At 70.8% G+C, this 17,685-nt stretch carries 12 protein-coding genes; 6 read left to right on the top strand and 6 right to left on the bottom strand.

The annotated features are described in order from the left end of the window. The first annotated feature begins 113 nt into the window (after positions 1-113). The gene (locus TR48_RS22795; protein WP_084729670.1) at positions 114-1,121 is read left to right on the top strand and encodes an HTTM domain-containing protein; all 1,008 of its coding nucleotides are present in this window, start codon (positions 114-116) and stop codon (positions 1,119-1,121) included. Positions 1,122-1,840: 719 nt separating this feature from the next. Here TR48_RS22795 and TR48_RS39140 read toward each other — a convergent pair. From TR48_RS39140 to TR48_RS22785, 3 genes are all read right to left on the bottom strand, one after another. Continuing rightward, on the bottom strand, positions 1,841-2,257 hold the full coding sequence (locus tag TR48_RS39140) for a hypothetical protein (RefSeq protein WP_152628117.1): 417 nt from the start codon (positions 2,255-2,257) through the stop codon (positions 1,841-1,843). A gap of 157 nt (positions 2,258-2,414) precedes the next feature. Further along, positions 2,415-2,576, bottom strand: coding sequence for a hypothetical protein (locus TR48_RS43455; RefSeq protein ID WP_161789886.1), 162 nt, complete (start codon positions 2,574-2,576; stop codon positions 2,415-2,417). Between the two features lie 186 nt (positions 2,577-2,762). After that, entirely contained in the window at positions 2,763-3,323 is a 561-nt protein-coding gene (locus TR48_RS22785; RefSeq protein WP_052442900.1) for an ATP-binding protein, read from the bottom strand. 148 nt (positions 3,324-3,471) lie between these two features. Here TR48_RS22785 and TR48_RS22780 point away from each other — a divergent pair, with 148 nt between their 5' ends. Continuing rightward, positions 3,472-4,830, top strand: a complete 1,359-nt coding sequence (locus TR48_RS22780) for an NsdA family TPR-like regulatory protein (RefSeq protein WP_042370285.1) — start codon at positions 3,472-3,474, stop codon at positions 4,828-4,830. A 202-nt stretch (positions 4,831-5,032) separates the two neighbouring features. On the opposite strand, the gene TR48_RS22775 is transcribed toward TR48_RS22780, so the two are convergent. Next, positions 5,033-5,563, bottom strand: coding sequence for a hypothetical protein (locus tag TR48_RS22775; RefSeq protein ID WP_042370284.1), 531 nt, complete (start codon positions 5,561-5,563; stop codon positions 5,033-5,035). Positions 5,564-6,141: 578 nt separating this feature from the next. Between TR48_RS22775 and TR48_RS22770 the strand changes: the two genes are divergently transcribed. Continuing rightward, positions 6,142-8,133: a hypothetical protein gene (locus TR48_RS22770; protein WP_152628116.1), complete on the top strand. Its 1,992-nt coding sequence runs from the start codon at positions 6,142-6,144 to the stop codon at positions 8,131-8,133. An 88-nt stretch (positions 8,134-8,221) separates the two neighbouring features. Here the strand turns inward: TR48_RS22770 and TR48_RS22765 are convergent, their stop codons facing one another. Then, on the bottom strand, positions 8,222-9,679 hold the full coding sequence (locus TR48_RS22765) for an NCS2 family permease (RefSeq protein ID WP_042370280.1): 1,458 nt from the start codon (positions 9,677-9,679) through the stop codon (positions 8,222-8,224). Between the two features lie 140 nt (positions 9,680-9,819). Between TR48_RS22765 and TR48_RS22760 the strand changes: the two genes are divergently transcribed. The 3 genes from TR48_RS22760 to TR48_RS22750 are packed head-to-tail and all read left to right on the top strand — an operon-like array spanning position 9,820 to position 14,090. Continuing rightward, on the top strand, positions 9,820-10,128 hold the full coding sequence (locus tag TR48_RS22760) for a DUF2530 domain-containing protein (protein WP_369405603.1): 309 nt from the start codon (positions 9,820-9,822) through the stop codon (positions 10,126-10,128). A 19-nt stretch (positions 10,129-10,147) separates the two neighbouring features. Continuing rightward, positions 10,148-12,589, top strand: a complete 2,442-nt coding sequence (locus tag TR48_RS22755) for a cation-translocating P-type ATPase (RefSeq protein ID WP_084729661.1) — start codon at positions 10,148-10,150, stop codon at positions 12,587-12,589. Positions 12,590-12,629: 40 nt separating this feature from the next. Then, a complete protein-coding gene (locus TR48_RS22750; protein ID WP_152628115.1) occupies positions 12,630-14,090 on the top strand; it encodes a DUF2079 domain-containing protein in 1,461 nt (486 codons plus the stop codon). Between the two features lie 57 nt (positions 14,091-14,147). Here the strand turns inward: TR48_RS22750 and TR48_RS22745 are convergent, their stop codons facing one another. Continuing rightward, complete coding sequence (locus tag TR48_RS22745; protein WP_042370278.1) at positions 14,148-17,612, bottom strand: sacsin N-terminal ATP-binding-like domain-containing protein; 3,465 nt, start codon at positions 17,610-17,612, stop codon at positions 14,148-14,150. Positions 17,613-17,685: the final 73 nt, after the last annotated feature.

Genomic DNA, 17,685 nt, shown 5'->3' with positions numbered 1-17,685 from the left:
CCGTGATCACTGACCGGACATCCCACACCGAAACCCGTCACGAGGGCCGGCCGCCGCTCGCCCCCTGCAGCGCAACGAGGCGCCCCGACCCCGTCACCAGGGCGTTCACCTTCCTGACCGAACACGCGGTCTCGCTCCACGCGGCAGCCGTGCTGCGCATCGGCTACGGACTGCTCTACCTGACGTTTCTATTGCGGGAGTTCCCCCACCGCGACGAGATCTGGGGACCGGGATCCCCCTGGACCCCGAATCTGGCCCGCGAGCTGTTCCGCCAAAACGGCTGGTTCAGCCTGCTCACACTCTCCGACAACGGTACGTACTTCGAGGCCTGCTACGTCCTGGCCCTGCTCACGTGCACCGTGTTCATGCTGGGCTGGCACACCAGGGTGACATCCGTTCTGTTCGCCCTCGTGGTGACCTCGTTCCACGGCCGCGCCATCTTCATGACCGACGGTGGGGACAACCTGATCGTCTTGATGGCCATCTACCTGATGTTCACGGCATGTGGCCACCGCTGGTCCCTGGACGCCCGCAGGCGACGACTCCGCGCGTCCGCCCACGAGCGTGGTCGCGAGTCGGCCAGCCTCCGGTCGCGGCCCGCCTGGCAGCAGGCGGCAGTGGTCCGGACGCAGCTGACCACGCTTGTGCACAACTGCGGCATGTTCGTGATCGCGGCTCAGGTGTGCATCCTCTACGGGTCGGCCGGCCTCTACAAAGTGCAAGGAGGCCTGTGGCAGGACGGCACCGCGCTGCACTACGTGGTCAATCTCGACCTGTTCCGACCCTGGCCCACGCTCTCGCACCTCGCCGACGACCACCAGCTCCTGATCGCACTCGCCGGCTACGCGACTGTCCTGGTCCAGGTGGCGTTTCCGTTCGCCCTGTTCAGCAGGCTCAAATACGTCCTCCTCAGCCTTTTGATCGGCATGCACATCGGGATCGCCGTCCTCCTCGGGCTACCGGTCTTCTCCGGTGCGATGATCATCGCCGACGCCGTCTTCCTTCCCGATCACGCTCTTCTCCGCGTCACGGGCATCGGGCGACGCTTCCTCCAGCATCGCCAGGCGCCCAGCCAGTGCAAGGATCTGCCCGGGCCCCGAACCGTGACGGACCCGACATGAGCTGCCAGAACGCAGCCTCGGGCCTGCTCCAGGGCTCCGGATGACAGCACGCAGATATCGGCCGAGGCTCACCATCTGACCGACAGGCGTGCGGACGGTCCCGCGTACACCGCGCGCTGCCGTGCTCTGACTCGTCGACCAGACCGGCCCAGCTTCCCCTAGTCGGCTGTACCGAGCACCCTCCACCAGCTCCGGTGCCTGCCCCACCCGCGGCGCCCCGCCGCAATGACCGGGGGCCGGGGACGGGGGCGGGGGCGGGGAGCGCGCCGGAAAGGCTGTTGGAGAGTTCATTTACTGTCTCAAGCGGCGGCGCGTTCGCGCCGCCGGGCGGACCTGCCGCCCTCGGCCGGGCTGCGGCCTCCGGCCGGTCCCGGCCGAGCGGCAACCCGCCCCAGACCCAAGCTGCGCCATGCAGCAGGAACGACCACCACACCGACTCTTCGGGGGCGCTGCCCCCGAGCCCCCGGCCCTCCTCCGAGGGACCGCCCATCAGCGACAGCAGCGAACGAGTGAGTGGTGGGCCGGGTCGCGGCGCGCCCCCTCGCCGACCGGACACCGGAGGCGTACCGGGAACCTCCGGGGCCCGCCAAGGCCAAGCCCAAGGGTCACCCGTGAGCCTTGGCGGCCCCCGAAGAACCCCGGCTCGGCGAAGCTGCCCGATCGACGAGGGACCACACCGCTCAGGCCCCCGGCATGCGCAGAAGCGCAGGGCGACACCATCAAGCCGCCGTACCGTGCCCCGCCGCCAGCTCCAGGAGCCGCGCCAGGCATGTGGCCGTCCCCGTATCCAGGCGTACGTGCACCACGCCGGAACCGTCATCCGCCCAACCGGCCTGCGCCCGCAGCCGCTCACGCGCGACCCCGAGCCGCCCCAGCGCGGCATTCAGCTTGCACGCGGCCGCCCGCGCACGGAGCCACTCCCCTTCGTAGTCCACGCCATGCACCAAAGCCCCGCCGTCCAGCTCCAGTTCGTACCCCTCCATTCCGTCATCGGCGCGTGCCCCGCCGTCGTCCATGGCCATCCCGTCCCCAGGTTCCACGTCCCAGTGCTGACCCTGCGGCACCACCACTCCGGCGACCAATCCGACCAAAAACGACCGGAGTTGACGGGCATATGCCCAGACATGCGTGATCACCCGAGTACCATTGGCACCGGGTGCAAACCCACCGGACCACCCACTCCCCGCCAAGGTCTGAGGGTGGTCCGGCACAATCTTCGATTGCTACAAGCGAGAGGCTCCCGACCGGCGGTCCAGGTGCGGCCGGGAGCGGGGGGCCGTCAGAACGCAGCCATCACTGCTGCCCCCGCGACGGATGCCACGCATGCACGTACTGCTGCACGCCGCGCACCTTCTCGATGCGGGCCCTGTCAGCGCGCACCTTCCCGTGGCAGTAGCCACAGCGGAACACCTGCGCCCGGCTCGCCCGCGAACTGCGATCAACCCAGCGGAACATCAGTTCTCCTCCCCTGCCTCTGCAAGGTCGATCTCCTCCCAGCCGTGCGACTCGCCGTCCCTCGCGGGCTCAGCATCCGGTGGCGGATCAGCCGGAGAAGCAGCCGCGGGCCTCGGCTCGTACGCAGGAGCCAGCCAGGTACTCCACGTGTAGCCAGCCAGCGGACTCGGCTTCCAATGCCTCTCCTCAGCCACGACGACCGCCCGCCAACGGTGCGAAGTGCCGCGCGACGTCCAGCCGGGCGTAAACGATCTTTCCGCCCGTACTTTGGCGCGACCACCACATGTGATCCGCCAACTCCCGCACGATCATCAACCCACGACCATCAGTGAAGAGAACCGCCGCCGGGTCAACCTCCGGGTCAAGCCAGGTCAGCAGCGGGGCTTCCGGGCTCGGATCCCCGACCTCCACGAAGAGGCAAGAGGTCGGGAAGTAGCGCAGCCCCAGCGACAGAGCGGGATGCCCCGCCTCCCGCCCATGCGTCACGGCGTTACCGATCAGCTCGTCGGCACATAAGGCCACGTCATCCACCATGGGACCGAGACGCCAGTCGGCCAGCGCCTCAGCCACGAGCCCCCGTGCCACGCCCGCGATGGCGAGACCCTCCGCCGCAACCTGCGAAGTCGACCAGGCCCAGCAGCGGTACCGGTGGCTCTGTCGGAGCACCTCCCTCCAATCCATCTCGGACAGGACAACCCGAACGCGCCCTATCTCGGCCATCGGGATCTCAGCGGATTCGATCGTCATCACATCCTCCGGACCGCTGGAGCCGACATGTGGTCCCAGCTGGGGTTCTTGACATTCAGACAACACCCGTGCGGCATATGGGAGTACGGTCTATTGGGGTGTTGAAGCCTGTTGAACGGCCGCCAGGTCAAGATCCGAGGGTGCCGAGATGGCCACAGCGAATAGCTTGTTAGACGACTGGTTGAAGCGAACTGGCTGGTCTCGCAGCGAGCTCGCGCGCAGAGTGCGGGCCCGCGCTGTCGAGCGTGGCCAGGTCCATGTGTTCGCCGACGCGTCGACCGTCCGGCGCTGGCTGAGCGGGGAGAACCCCCGGTGGCCGGTTCCGGAGCTCTTGGCCGATGTCTTCTCCGGACACTTCGGTTACCGCGTCACGGCCTACGATCTCGGCTTCGAGAGCGAATCGGTGGCTGACAGGTCGCTCGTCTACAGCCAGTCCTACGCAGATACCGTGGAAGCGGTCGCTGACCTTGGGAGGGCTGACGTGGACCGTCGCAAGTTCCTGACAGGATCAACTTTCGCCATTGCGGCTGCCGTTGGGCCATCACGCGATTGGCTCTTGCAGACGCTGGACCAGATGCCCGAGCCCGGTCGACAGGTCCGGCTTGAAGACGTGACCGCCGTGAAGAACATGTTCGGTGCGTTCCAGCAGATGGACATCTTCCAGGGCGGGGGTTCCGGCCGCCTCGCACTGGCCGCCTACATGAACGAGCACGTCTACCCGCTGCTGCGCCAGTCGCACACCGAGGAGGTTCGACGCGCCCTGTGCGAGGCCGCCGCGGAGCAGACCTATCTCCTCGGCTGGATGGCTTACGACAACGGCGAGCACGGCACGGCACAGCGCTACCTGATCCAGTCCCTGCGGCTCGCGGAGGAGTCACACAATCCGGCTCTCGGCGCGCACGTGCTCGCCGGCATGGCAGATCAGGCGACGCTCTTGGGGCACCCCGAGGAGGGTCGCCGTCTGGCCCAGGCCGGGCGCAACGGCCTGTCCAAGACCAACCCCGAGTCCAGGGCGTGCCTGGCCGACCTGTGGACTCTCGAAGGCCGCGCACTGGCTCGCCTTGGCGACAGGCGCGCCGCCGCACACGCCGTGGCCGAGGGCGAGCGCATCTACGAGAACGTCAACCCGGATGCCGAGCCGGAATGGGCCCGCTTCATCGACCCGGCGTACCTCAACGGCGAGCACGCGAACACGCTCCGGGACGTCGGCGACAACGAGCGGGCAGCCGAGTTCGCCCGCCGTTCGATCGCCCATGCCGCCTCTCAGCAGCGGGCCCGTCGTGGCGCGATGTCCCAAGCCGCTCTCGCCGGATCCCACCTCCAGAACCGGGATCTAGAAGCGGCCCACGCCGCCGGGATCCGGACGATCAAGCTCTCTCGGCAGGTGAAGTCCTCCCGCTGCATCGAGGCGGTGCAGGACCTCAAGCGCCGGATGGTCCCCTACGGCAAACACCAGCTCGTGGCCGACTTCAACGAGCGGGCCCGCGACCTGCTCTCCGCTGCTTGAGACCAGGCAACAGGAGGGCCCGCCCACCAGGTTCGAGACTGGTAGGCGGGCCCTTTGACTTGCCCAGGCGCAGGTCACTGGCCGATCTCCAGCGCCGGCATCAGGTAGAACGCGAACACGCCCGCCACCACGCACAGCGCCACCGGCACCTCACGCCAACGCCCCGTCACCGCGCTGAAGAGGACACCCAGCCACGAGGCACTCAGGCGCCAGCGCCGCCTTCGCGCAGCATGCTGATGCTGCTCTCGATGGCATCCAGGGATGCCCGAATCTCCCCCTCGATGACTTCGAGCGCTCGGGCGTCCTGCGAGAAGTCGGGCCCATGTCGCCGCACCATTCTCGACATCAGTACGAGTGACCGGAACAAGGCTGCTGCCAAGTAGTTGGCCGCCTCTCCGACGCGGTGGCCCTCCAAAGCCACCAGCAGTTCAGCGACGCGGAACACAACAGCCGCTTGCGCCGTCAGGAAGTCCCCGACCAATACTCCTTCCGTGGCGGGGTCCACAAAACGGCTCAGGTAAGCTCCTATGACCTTTTCGCGGACCTCTTGCCCCGGGCCAAGGGCTGCGATCTTTTGATCCACGGTCGCGCTCAGGGCACCCAGAAGACTCGGGATGTGCTCGTCAGTCGGCCCGTTCGGCAGGACTTCCGGATCGGGATGCATGTCGATGCCAAGTAGGCGTATCGCTTGGAGCACTTGATCTGCAGTCACGCGCTGCGTCACTCCGGCCATGTGTACCCCCCGATAACTCCGACCTGAACATCATCCTGGCAGGCGTTCACCAAGCGGTCCAGGGATGCGGCACCGCCCGAGGTATCGAGGGCCTGCAAGTGACGGCCGCGCAACGCGCTACGACAGGGGCCCTGGCCGCGCGTCGATCAATACGGGCGTTCCGTGGCTACCCCACACAAGCGGGGTCGCGGCGGTCGCCCCACCCCGGCCACGATCGAAGCCCTAGTGAACCTGACCGGGATCTGCCTGAGATCGCAACAGGCCGCGGACCGGTCAAAGGTCCGCCACCTCTGCTCGTTCAGGCCGCCAGACTCTACTGCCCGATCCCCAGCGCCGGCATCAGGTAGTAGAACGTGAACACGCCCGCCACCACGTACAGCGCCACCGGCACCTCGCGCCAACGCTCCGTCGCCGTGTGGTGATTGCACGGAAGAGGCGTCGGGCTGATGACGGCTCAGGCGACCCCTGCCTAGTCCTTTCACAGCTCAGATGTCGCCACGGAGTGCATTGGGAGGACGGCGATGGCGAGTCGGACGGCACATCCCGCTTCGGCTGGGGGCGTGCGGCGGCGCATCACGATGAAGATCGTCATCTCCCTCGGATTGGTGCTCTTCGCACAGGCATTGTTCGCCCTATGCCTGGTCAGCGCCCAGCAGCTACTGGTGCCGCGGAACATGCCCTTCGGCGTGTCCGGGCCGCCCTCACCCGTGGTCGCCGCAGTGGCGTCGAGAGCGGGACTCGCACTGACCGAGTATCCGAACGCGTCGGCGGCGACGAATGCGGCCGACCGCGGCGAGCTGTACGGCGCTTACATCAGCGGTGGCTCCACCGACACGCTGATCGTGGTCCCCCCGAAGAGCTTCTTCGCCCAGACCGAGCTGGAGCCGGCGTTTCTGGACGCCGCACACAAGCTGGACAGACCCGTCACGGTGCAGAACGTCAAGCCGCTTCCGGCCAGCGACCCCGTCGCCGCGGTGACGTCGTTGCTGCTGCTGCCGTTGCTCATCGGCGGCTATCTGGCCGCTGTGCTGGTCTTCAAGGCAGCCCACGGCGTCGCCGCCGCGCCCTGGCGAGCGGCCATCCTTGCCGGATACGCCCTGGCCGGCGCCCTGCTGACCGACTTGATCGCCGGGCTGGGAATCGCGGCGTTCTCCAGCAGCCACTTCTGGCCACTCTTGCCCTGCTTCTGGCTCGTGACCTCCGCGGTGGCGCTGGCCGCCGCCGCGCTGCAGGCTCTGGTGGGCAAAATGGGCACGCTGCTGGTAGCGGTGCTGTTCATCGTCGTCGGCGGCCCACCCGCTGGGGGGCTGGGCACCTACCTGCTGCCGGTCTACTGGCGCAACATCGGCGTGATCTTGCCGCCCCAGAGTGCGATCACTCTGATCAACCGCGTGCTGTACTTCGGCGGGAACGGCATCACGACCCCGCTGATCGTCCTGCTGCTCTACGCGGCCGCCGGTACAGCCGTCATCGCCTGGTTCGGTCGCATCCGTCCCGCCAGGAGCGCCACCCCGACGGGCGGCGCCCAGGCCGACGCGCCGGACCAGGGCACACCCGCGGCCAAGCCTGCAGGCCGGCGGCGGGCCGCGATCGGGATGCTCGTCGCGCTGGGCATCTGCGCCGTCATGCAATGCCTCTTCGCGACCACCTACATGGACGCCGAGCACGCGCCCAAGGCATCGAACCTGCCCATCGGCGTCGTCGGAGCCTCGCCCATGCTGGCCGAAGCCGAGAAGACCATCTCACTGAAGGTCACCCAGTACCCCAGCGAGTCGGCCGCGAAAACCGCCATCGATCAGGCCCGACTCTTCGGCGCGCTGGTCTCGTCCGGCGGTACCACCACGCTGATCGTGGTGCCGTCCATGAGCGACCTGGCACCGCTCGACCTCGCGGTGCGATTCGAAGCGGCGGCCAAGACCACCGGCCAGACGCTGGCGGTGCAGCAGTACGCTCCGCTCCCCTTGGCCGCCAAGGACCCCTTCGGCCTGGTCCAAGGGCTCATGCTCGTTCCCCTGCTTATCGGCGGATACATGAGCTCGACCCTGCTCATGGCCGCCACCGGCAAGGCCGCCGGCCGCTGGCGCGCCGCACAGCTCGCCGGATTCGCCATCGTCAGCGGCCTGATCGTCGACCTGGTCGTGTGCTACTGGCTGCAGGCGTTCCCCAGCAGCAGGTTCTGGATCATCTGCTCACTGATCGTCGCCGTGGTCGCCTTCGTCGCGGCGGTCCTGCAAAAACTGCTCGGGCCCATCGGCACGCTGATCACCGTCATCGTAGTGATCCTGCTCGGCAACCCGTCCTCCGGCGGGGCGAGCGGAGTGCCCTACCTCCCCACGTTCTGGCGCGACCTCGGGCCCTACCTCCCGCCCCGCAACGCCTACATCCTGCTGCACCAATCGATCTACTTCGACGGACACGGAACCAGCCAGGAACTGATCAACCTGCTCATCTACCTCGGCGCCGCAGGGCTCGTCCTCATCGTGCTCGACCTGCGCCGCCCCGAGGCCGCAGTGCCCACCGACGCCACCGAAGCCGCAGCCATGGCGGTACCGATCGGAGCCACCCCCTGAGCGCTGCTGCCCGACGCCGAACAGCGACGGGGCCCGCCCACCAGATTCGACACCGGTGGGCGGGCCCTTTGGCTTGCTCAGCCGCAGGTCACTGCCCGATCCCCAGCGCCGGCATCAGGTAGTAGAAGGCGAACACGCCCGCCACCACGTACAGCGCCACCGGCACCTCACGCCAACGCCCCGTCGCGATGCGCAGGATGCAGAAGACGATAAAACCAATCCCTATTCCGTTAGTGATTGAGTACGTGAACGGCATGATGATCATGGTCAGGAACGCCGGGATGGCGATCGTGTAGTCCGACCAGTCGATCTCCTTGATCCCGCTGGCCATGATCAGGAAGCCGACGACCAGGAGGGCCGGGGTGGCCGCCTGGCTGGGGACCATGGTGGCCAGGGGGGTCAGGAAGAGCGCCGCGACGAAGAGGAGGCCGGTGACGACGGAGGCGAGGCCGGTGCGGGCGCCCTCGCCGACGCCGGTGGTGGACTCGGCGAAGCAGGTGCCGGCGGAGCTGGAGGTCGCGCCGCCGGTGAGGGTCGCGATGCCGTCGATCATCAGGACCTTGTTCATGCCCGGCAGGTTGCCCTGCTTGTCGAGGAGGTGGGCCTCCTCGGCGACGCCCAGGACGGTGCCCATGGCGTCGAAGAAGCAGGACAGCAGCACGGTGAAGACGAAGAGGACGCCGGTCAGCACGCCGACCTGACCGAAGCCGCCGAAGAGGGAGACCTTGCCGAGCAGGCCGAAGTCCGGGGTGGCGACGGCGCTGTGCGGGAGGGCGGGGACGGTCAGGCCCCAGCTGTCGGCGGGGATCGTGGCGACCTTGTCGACGATCATCGCGAAGACCGTGGCGACCACGATGGAGATCAGGATCGCGCCCGGGACCTTGCGGACGATCAGGATCAGGGTGAGCAGCGTGCCCAGGATGAAGACCAGGGTCGGCCAGCCGTTGAGGTGACCGTTGCCGCCGAGCTGGAGCGGGACGGTGGTGTGGGCGGCGTCCGGGATGCGGGTGACGAAGCCGCCGTCGACCATGCCGATCAGGGCGATGAAGAGGCCGATGCCGATGGCGATGGCCTTGCGCAGGCTCAGCGGCACCGCCGCCATGACGCGCTCGCGCAGGCCCGTGGCGACCAGGACCATGATCGCGATACCGGCGAGGACCACCATGCCCATCGCGTCCGGCCAGGTCATCTTCGGCGCGAGCTGGAGCGCGACGACGCTGTTGACGCCGAGGCCGGCGGCGAGCGCGATCGGGACGTTGGCGAAGACGCCCATCAGCAGCGTGGTGAACCCGGCGGTGATGACCGTGGCGGTGACCAGCTGACCGCTGTTCAGGTGGTGGCCGAATTTGTCCGTCGCCGAGGAAAGGATGATCGGGTTCAGCACGATGATGTAGGCCATCGCGAAGAAGGTCGCGGCGCCGCCGCGGATCTCACGGCCGAAGCTGGAGCCCCGCTCGGAGATCTTGAAGTACCGGTCCAGGCCGTTGCGAGGCGTGTGGGGTCCGGGATCGGCGGGCGCGGTCGTGGCAGGGGCGGCCGAGGTCATGGAGGGGGCTTTCCTGATTTGGGGCGGGGTTCGAGCGCGTCCAGTATCAAATAAACAAAAGGTTTTAGCCATCTGCGCGCGTAGACTGTACAAACCTCTAAACAAAGGGCGCTCCGAGGCGTCGCGGTACGCTCAGCGACGTGAAGGTGAAGATGCCCGGCCTGATGAAGCAGACGACCAAGCTGCCCTCCGCCCCGCCGATGGAGGCGAACGACGTCGCCATCGTGACCGGCGGCACAGTGGTGTGGTTGATCGGCTTCCTCGTGCTGCTGCCCTTCCACTCCTCCATGGCCGCCCACGGCCGGGGCGACTGGCAGTGGATCTGCCTGGCCGGATTCGGGCTCGGGCTGATCGGCATCTGGTACTGCCGCGCCCGGCGCGACGCGATCCGCCGTGACACGGCGCGCCGCGACGAGGCCCGGCGTGCCCAGCGGGCGCCCGAGCAGTAGCCAACCTAGGGTCGGCCGTATGACCAGCACGCTGCCGACCCTCACCGGACTGACGGACGCCGAGGTGGCGCAGCGTGTCGCCGCGGGTCAGGTGAACGACGTCCCGCTGCGGTCCAGCCGGTCGACCGCCGAGATCGTCCGGGCCAATGTCTTCACCCGCTTCAACGCGATCATCGGCTCGCTTTTCGTGGTGATCCTCGTGGTCGGGCCGATCCAGGACGGGCTGTTCGGCTTCATCATCGTCGCCAACACCGGCATCGGGATCGTGCAGGAGCTGCGGGCCAAGCAGACGCTCGACAACCTGGCCGTGATCGGCGAGGCCAAGCCCCGGGTGCGGCGCAACGGGACGAGCGTCGCGGTCAGCAACAGCGAGATCGTGCTCGGCGACCTGGTCGAGCTGGGATCCGGGGACAAGATCACCGTCGACGGGCAGGTGGCCGAGGCCGACGGGCTGGAGGTCGACGAGTCGCTGCTGACCGGCGAGGCGGACCCGGTGCTCAAGCACCCGGGCGACCCGGTGCTCTCGGGCAGCTTCGTGGTGGCCGGCGGCGGTTCGTTCGCCACCACGAAGGTCGGGCGCGAGGCGTACGCCGCACAGCTGGCCGAGGAGGCGAGCCGGTTCACCCTGGTCGAGTCGGAGCTGCGCACCGGCATCGACACCATCCTGCGCTTCATCACCTACCTGCTGATCCCGACGGCGATCGGGCTGATCCTCAGCCAGCTCTACGTCTCGGGCAGCGATCTGCGTGAGGCGATCCGGCGCATGGTGGCGGGCATCGTGCCGATGGTGCCGGAGGGCCTGGTGCTGCTGACCTCGGTGGCCTTCGCGATCGGCGTGATCCGGCTGGGCCGCAGGCAGTGTCTGGTGCAGGAGCTGCCCGCGATCGAGGGGCTGGCCCGCGTCGACACGGTGTGCCTGGACAAGACCGGCACGCTCACCGAGGGCGGCATGGACGTCGAGGAGATCCGTCCCCTCGACGGCGCGGGCCCCGAGGAGATCGCGCGGGCGCTCACCGCGCTCGGCACGGCGGACCCGCGTCCCAATGCCAGCCTCCAGGCGATCATCGACGTGCACCCGGCCGCGACCGACGACGAGCGGGCGGGCTGGGCCGTGGAGCAGGCGGCTGCGTTCTCCTCGGCCCGCAAGTGGTCCGGGGCGGAACTGCGGGAGGACGACGGCGGCGTCGGGACATGGCTGCTGGGCGCGCCGGACGTACTGCTGCCCGCGGAGAGCCCGGCGCTGGCTGAGGTGGACCGGCTCGGGGCGCAGGGGCTGCGGGTGCTGCTGCTGGCGCGGACGCCGACGCCGCTGGACGCGCCGGACCCGGCCGTGGGCCTCGCGCCCCGGGCCCTGGTGGTGCTGCGGCAGCGGGTGCGACCGGACGCGGCGGACACGCTGCGCTACTTCGCGCGGCAGAACGTCTCCGCCAAGGTGATCTCCGGCGACAACGCGTTGTCGGTCGGCGCGGTCGCGAACTCCCTCGGGCTGCCGGGCGCGCAGGACCCGATGGACGCGCGGCGGCTGCCGAAGGCCGCGATGGACCCGGAGGACCTCGCGGCGGCGGTGGAGGGCCACTCGGTCTTCGGCCGGGTCTCGCCTCAGCAGAAGCGGGACATGGTCGGCGCGCTGCAGTCGCGCGGCCACCACGTGGCGATGACCGGCGACGGCGTCAACGACGTGCTGGCGCTGAAGGACGCCGACATCGGCGTGGCGATGGGCTCGGGCAGCGAGGCGACCCGGGCCGTGGCGCAGATCGTGCTGCTGGACAACCGGTTCTCGACGCTCCCGCTGGTCGTCGCCGAGGGCCGGCGGGTGATCGGCAACATCGAGCGCGTCGCCAACCTGTTCCTGGTGAAGACGGTCTACGCGGTGCTGCTGGCGCTGGCGACGATCGTCTGCCGGGTGCCGTACCCGTTCCTGCCGCGGCACTCCACCGTGCTGAGCGGGCTGACCATCGGCATCCCGGCCTTCTTCCTGGCGCTCGCGCCCAACAACGAGCGGGCGCGGCCGGGGTTCGTGCGCCGGGTACTGCGCTTCGCGATCCCGGCGGGCGTGATCGCGGGCGCGGCGGCGTTCACCGCGTACATGCTGGCGCGCGCGAACCACGCGACGGGCCAGGTGGCCGACACCTCGACGGCGACGCTGACGCTGTTCATCGTGGCGCTGTGGGTGCTGGCGATCATCGCGCGGCCCTACGCGCTGTGGAAGCTGGTCCTGGTGGCGGCGATGGGCCTCGGCTTCGTGCTGGTGATGACCGTGCCGTGGGCGCAGACCTTCTTCCAGCTGCATCTGGAGGGCTGGCGCGACCCGTTGACGGGGGTGGCGATCGCGCTGGTGGCCGGGGTGCTGCTGGAGATCGTCTGGAGGTGGATCAACATCGGCCTGCCACAGCCGTCGAGCGTGCGGGCCCGGCGTTCGCACGACTCGCAGCCGGAACCACCGGTGCGCTCACAGGAGTAGACCCTTCTGCGGAGCCTGCCGCACCGGTACCGTGCGGCGGGTGAGCCAGGACGCCACCGCAGCCGACCGCGCGACCGCCAGGATCCCCGCCCAGCGCGGGGCCGGGCGCTCGCGACACCGACTGCTGCCGAAGCGGACCACCTGGCCGTACCTGCTGCTCGGGCTGGTCTTCTGCGTCGGCTACTCGGTCGTCTCGCTCAGCCGGTACCTGCACGACGGCTCGATGTCCTGGGACACCGCGATCTTCGTCGAGGAGGTCCGGCAGTACGCGGACTTCCACGCGCCGATCGTGCACGTCAAGGGCGCCGACGCGAACATCCTCGGCGACCACTTCAGCCCGATCATGGCCCTGCTGGCCCCGCTCTGGTGGCTCCTCCCGTCGACGGCGACGCTGCTGCTCGCCCAGTCCGCGCTGTTCGCGAGCTCGGTGACGGTGGTGTCCGCGACGGCCGGGCGGTTCGTCTCCCGCGCCAAGGCGCTCTGCCTGGGCACGGCGTACGGGCTCTCCTGGGGGCTGCAGCGCGCGGTCGACTTCGACTTGCACGAGATCGCCTTCGCGGTGCCGATCCTGGCGGTGGTGCTGCGCAACGTGCTGCTGCGCCGGTTCCACCGGGCGGCGTTCTGGGCGCTGCCGCTGACGATGGTCAAGGAGGATCTGGGCGTCACCGTCGCCGCGATCGGGCTGCTGCTGTTCCTGCTGCGGGAGCGCGTGCTCGGGGCGATGCTGGCGGTCTTCGGCCTCGGGATGACGGCGCTGACGGTGTGGGGCGTGATCCCGCACTTCAACTCGTCGGGCCGCTACGGCTACCGGGACAAGCTGCCCAGCGGCGGCTGGACGCACCTTCTGACGGGCCTGCTCAGCCCGGCGGACGTCAAGCTGACCACGCTCGGCATGCTCCTGGGCGTCACCGGCTTCCTCGCGCTGCGCTCCCCGCTGCTGCTGGTGGCGCTGCCGACGCTGGGCTGGCGCTTCGTCTCCTCCGATCCGGACTACTGGGGCACCGCCTGGCACTACAACGCGGTGCTGATGCCGGTGCTCTTCCTGGCCCTGGTCGACGCGGTCCGCCGGCTGCGGGACCGTGAGGACGCGCCCGGCTGGCTGCGCGCCTACGCGGACCGCGCCGTCGTCCCGGCGGTGACGGCGGTCGCGCTCGCGCTGTGCGCGACGCTGTCGCTGCCCGCGGCGTCGGTGCTGCGGCCCTCGACGTACACGTCGACGCCGCGCGGCGACGCGATCTCGCGCGCGCTCGCGCTGGTGCCGGACGGCGCGGTGGTGGAGTCCAACATCACCGGGATGTCGCGCCTGGCCGCCCGCACCGACCTGTACTGGCTGGGCGGCGCGACGGCCGGGCCGCAGTACCTGGTGCTGGACCTCTCCTACGGCTGGTCCCCGTCACCGCCCGCCGACCTCCCCGCCTACGCTGCGCAGCTGCACCCCGGGCACAGCTACCGGGTCCTGACGGACCAGATGCAGTTCGCCGTGCTGGAGCAGGTGAGCTGAGCCCCGGGGGCGCGCCGCCCCGGGGCTCTCGAAGCACCCTCAGCCCTCGCAGCCCGCTCAGCCCTCGAAGTCCCGTGCGGCGCCGAGCTCGTAGGCCCGGTCCGGGTCACCGAGCAGGGCCAGCACCTCGAAGCGGCGCTGCCAGGCGCCCGCCGCCCAGGCGAGGCCGGCAGCCAGGCCCTCCGGGGTGGCGGCGTGCAGGGTGCCGTAGGGGACGACGGGCGCGAACTCGTCCGGTTCGTCCGCCGAGGCCTCCTCGCCCTCCGGCAGCGCCGGGGCCTCGGTCTCGGCGTCCCAGCGCCAACCCACCGGCGCCTCCTCGCCGTCGGGTCCGACGACGAGCAGCTCCTCGTGCTCCTCGTAGACGGCGGGGCAGCCGGGCAGCAACTCGCGGATCTCCTCGGGGACGGCGCGGACCGTGCCCTCCGAGAGCACGCGTCCACCCGCGATCTCGCTGGCGAGCGAGACGTGCAGGCGCTCGGCGAGCGCGGTGGCCAGCGCGGGCGCGACGGTGATCAACGGGAAGTCGTCCAGCAGCTGCACCAGGTCCGGCGCGTCGGCGACGACCGCGTCGGCGACGTCGACGATGACGGTGTGCGCGGGACGCCGGTGGGTGGCCGGGTCGAGCGGCGGCAGGGCGCGGACCTCGTCCGGCAGCGGCACGCGGTCCAGCGGGACGGTGGCCAGCGCGGTGTAGATGCCGTGGAGCTGACGGTGCGCCACGGGTCGCTCCGCGTCGGCGAGTCGGTCGAGGACGTCGTCGGGGCCGTCCGGGTCCTCCAGCAGCGCGGCGAGCGTGGTGCGGACGCCGAGCGCGTGCAGGAAGGTCTCGTCGAGGTCGGTGCGGGCCTCGTCGTAGAGGCCGCGCAGCAGCTTGTCGCCGCCGGCGGCGCGCAGGCCCGCCGGGGCGCGGCCGTCGAGGACGGGGTGGTCGCGCAGCCACCAGGCGGCGTAGGGGACGACCTCGGCGGTGCCGCCGTCGGGCAGCAGCAGCCGGACCTTGTCGACGACGGCGCTGCGCAGCGGCGGCTGGGCGAGCAGCGCGAGGGCCTGGGGCCAGGCGTCGTCGTCGACGAGGTCGAGGTCGCGCACCGCGAGGAGTTCGGCGGCGACGGGCGGGACGGGCGGGATGCCGGGCGGCAGCTCGTCGCCGCGCAACAGCGGGTCGGTGACGTCCTCGGCCCACTCGGCGAGGCCGTCGGGCGCCTCGTCGAGGAGGGTGGCGGGCTCGCCGCCGAGCGCGCGGTCGGCAGCCGCGGTGGGGTCGAAGCGCTCCAGGTCGTCCGGGTCGAGGACGGCCTCCTCGGCGCGCAGCAGGCCGAAGGTGTGGGCGACGCCGACGGCGCGCAGCACGTCCGCGCCCCAGCGCTCGACCAGCTCCTCGTCGAGGAAGACGGCGTCGTCCTCGTGCACGAGGGCGGCCAACGGGCTGCCAGGCAAGACGAGTTCACCGGCCGGGGCCCACTCGCCCTCCTCGTCCGCGAGTGCCAGCCTCGCCAGCCACGGATGTTGACCTTCCGCCAACTCTCCTTCTGCGAGGGCGGATCGGACGATGCGGAGGACGGCCTCGGCCAGCTCCTCGGCCTCCTCGTCGTCGTCGAGGTCGGCGGAGCGGGCCACGGCGGCCCGTACCTCCGGCGTCTCCAGCACACCGGCGGGCGTGGCGACGCCCGCGCCGAGCTTCTCCAGCAGCGGGTGGGCGGCGTCGGGGTGGGCCAGGCGCAGGCCGAGGATCTCCAGGTCCTCGGCGCGGACGGCGCCCTCCTCCCCCGTCGCGTCCCCCGTCGCGGCGGGACCGCTCCAGGTCACCGGCACCAGGACGCGGCGCGGGCCGCGGACCATCCGACCGTCGGCGAGCGGGACGGGCAGCGCGCCGAGCGCCTCCGGGTCGGCGCCGGCAAGGGAGCCGTACAGGTTGCGCCACCACTCGGGCTCGCGGTCGAGGTTGGCGAGCTGGTCCACGGTCTCGGCGAGGGCGACGCGACGCACCTCCAGCGAGCGCAGCTCCTGGCGGCGCTCCAGCCCGGCGGGCAGCAGGCCCGGCAGGACGGTGGCCAGCGCGCGGACGACCTCGGCGTCGGCGCCCTCGAGCAGGACGGCGTCGCGCGGCCGCAGCGCCGCCTCCCGCTCCTCCTCGACGGCCTCCGGCAGGGCTTGCTCCTGTCCCGCCTCCGGCAGGCTGAGCCCTTGTCCCGCCTCCGGCAGGCTGAGCCCTTGTCCCGCCTCCGGCAGGCTGAGCCCTTGTCCCGCCTCCGGCAGGAAGGGCGTCTCGGGGAGCCGGGCCAGGATCGCGCGGCGCAGCTTGGCGTCCAGCTCGCCCTTGCCGAGCGGGGCGGGGACGAGGCGCAGCGAGCCGAGGCTCGCGCCGCGGCGGCGGACCAGTTCGGCGTAGGCGTCGGCGGCCTCCTCGACGAGGAAGTCGGTGAGCCGGCCCGGCGCGACGTGGCGGCGGGTGGAGTCGAGAGGGAAGCTGGCGATCAACAGCGCGGGCAGGCCGAGCGGCTCGTCGCTGGGCGTGGGCGCGTGCAGGTAGGCGGAGCGGACGCGGACCGGGTCGCCCGCGCCGTCGACGGGGACGGCCCAGGTGAGCGACCAGAACGGGCGGTGGCGCTCCTCGGTGGTGCGGTCGGCCAGCAGCTCGGCGTCGAGCGGGCCGCCGCGGCTGAGCACCTGCCAGCGGGTCTCGGAGCCGTCGTCGGCGATGACGACCTCGTCCACGTCCCCGAGGGTTCCGCCTGCTCCAGCGGCTCCCGCGGGCTCGTGGCGGGCCAGGGTGCGCACCCCGTCCTCGGTCTCGACGACCACCTCGGCCAGCCCGGGGAGGGCCAGCAGCAGCGCGTCGTCGGTGTCGTCGAGGAGCCGCCGGGTCAGGTCCTGGGCGGCCGCGTCGCGCAGGGGCAGCAGGACGACGGTGTCGTAGCCGGCGGGCGGCGTGCCCTCGGCGGGCAGCGGCAGGCGCAGCAGGGGGACGTGGCCCTCGCGGCGGCGCAGCTCCTCCGTCAGGCCCGCGTCCGCGCCGGGGCGCTGCGCCGCGTCGGCGGCCAGCTGCCGCGCCTCGGCGAGCGACCAGCGCACCCCGCCCGGGACGCCGATGATGCTCGGCTCGTCGGTGACGGACAGCACGGCGGAGAAGCCGACGCCGAAGCGGCCGACGGAACCGGCGTCACGGTCCCCGCGCTTGGAGGAGGCGCGCAGCGTGGAGAGGGACTCGACGCCCTCCGCGTCCAGGTGCGCGCCGGTGTTGGCGGCGGCCAGCACGCCGCCGCGCAGCGTCAGCCGGAGGCGGCCCGGCACCCCGGCGCGCCTGGCGGCGTCGGCGGCGTTCTGGGCGAGCTCGACGACGAGCCGGTCCCGGTAGCCGCCGAGGGCCAGCTCCTCCTCGGCGTTGGCGTCCTCGCGGAACCGGGCGGGCGCGGCCGCCCACGCGTCGAGCACCCGCCTGCGCAGCGCGGCGGTGCCGAACGGGTCGGCGCCCTCGCTGCCGTCGGTGCCGAACGCGTCCGTAGCCGTCCTGGCGGTCATGCCGTCCTCCCGGTCCCCGTTGGAGCCGCGGCAGAGAGCCGTGGCAGAAAGCCGTGGCCGCATTCTGCCCGGT

Origin of the sequence: Streptacidiphilus neutrinimicus, assembly GCF_000787815.1 — a bacterium.
Lineage (GTDB): Bacteria > Actinomycetota > Actinomycetes > Streptomycetales > Streptomycetaceae > Streptacidiphilus > Streptacidiphilus neutrinimicus.
Note: the sequence above shows the minus strand (reverse complement) of the source record. Positions and strands in the feature narration are given on the sequence as shown.

Coding starts and splice junctions, on each gene's coding strand:
- TR48_RS43455 (WP_161789886.1), bottom strand. CDS start 2,576: ATGTTCCGCTGGGTTGATCGCAGTTCGCGGGCGAGCCGGGCGCAGGTG.
- TR48_RS22785 (WP_052442900.1), bottom strand. CDS start 3,323: ATGACGATCGAATCCGCTGAGATCCCGATGGCCGAGATAGGGCGCGTT.
- TR48_RS22780 (WP_042370285.1), top strand. CDS start 3,472: ATGGCCACAGCGAATAGCTTGTTAGACGACTGGTTGAAGCGAACTGGC.
- TR48_RS22775 (WP_042370284.1), bottom strand. CDS start 5,563: ATGGCCGGAGTGACGCAGCGCGTGACTGCAGATCAAGTGCTCCAAGCG.
- TR48_RS22770 (WP_152628116.1), top strand. CDS start 6,142: ATGAAGATCGTCATCTCCCTCGGATTGGTGCTCTTCGCACAGGCATTG.
- TR48_RS22765 (WP_042370280.1), bottom strand. CDS start 9,679: ATGACCTCGGCCGCCCCTGCCACGACCGCGCCCGCCGATCCCGGACCC.
- TR48_RS22755 (WP_084729661.1), top strand. CDS start 10,148: ATGACCAGCACGCTGCCGACCCTCACCGGACTGACGGACGCCGAGGTG.
- TR48_RS22745 (WP_042370278.1), bottom strand. CDS start 17,612: ATGACCGCCAGGACGGCTACGGACGCGTTCGGCACCGACGGCAGCGAG.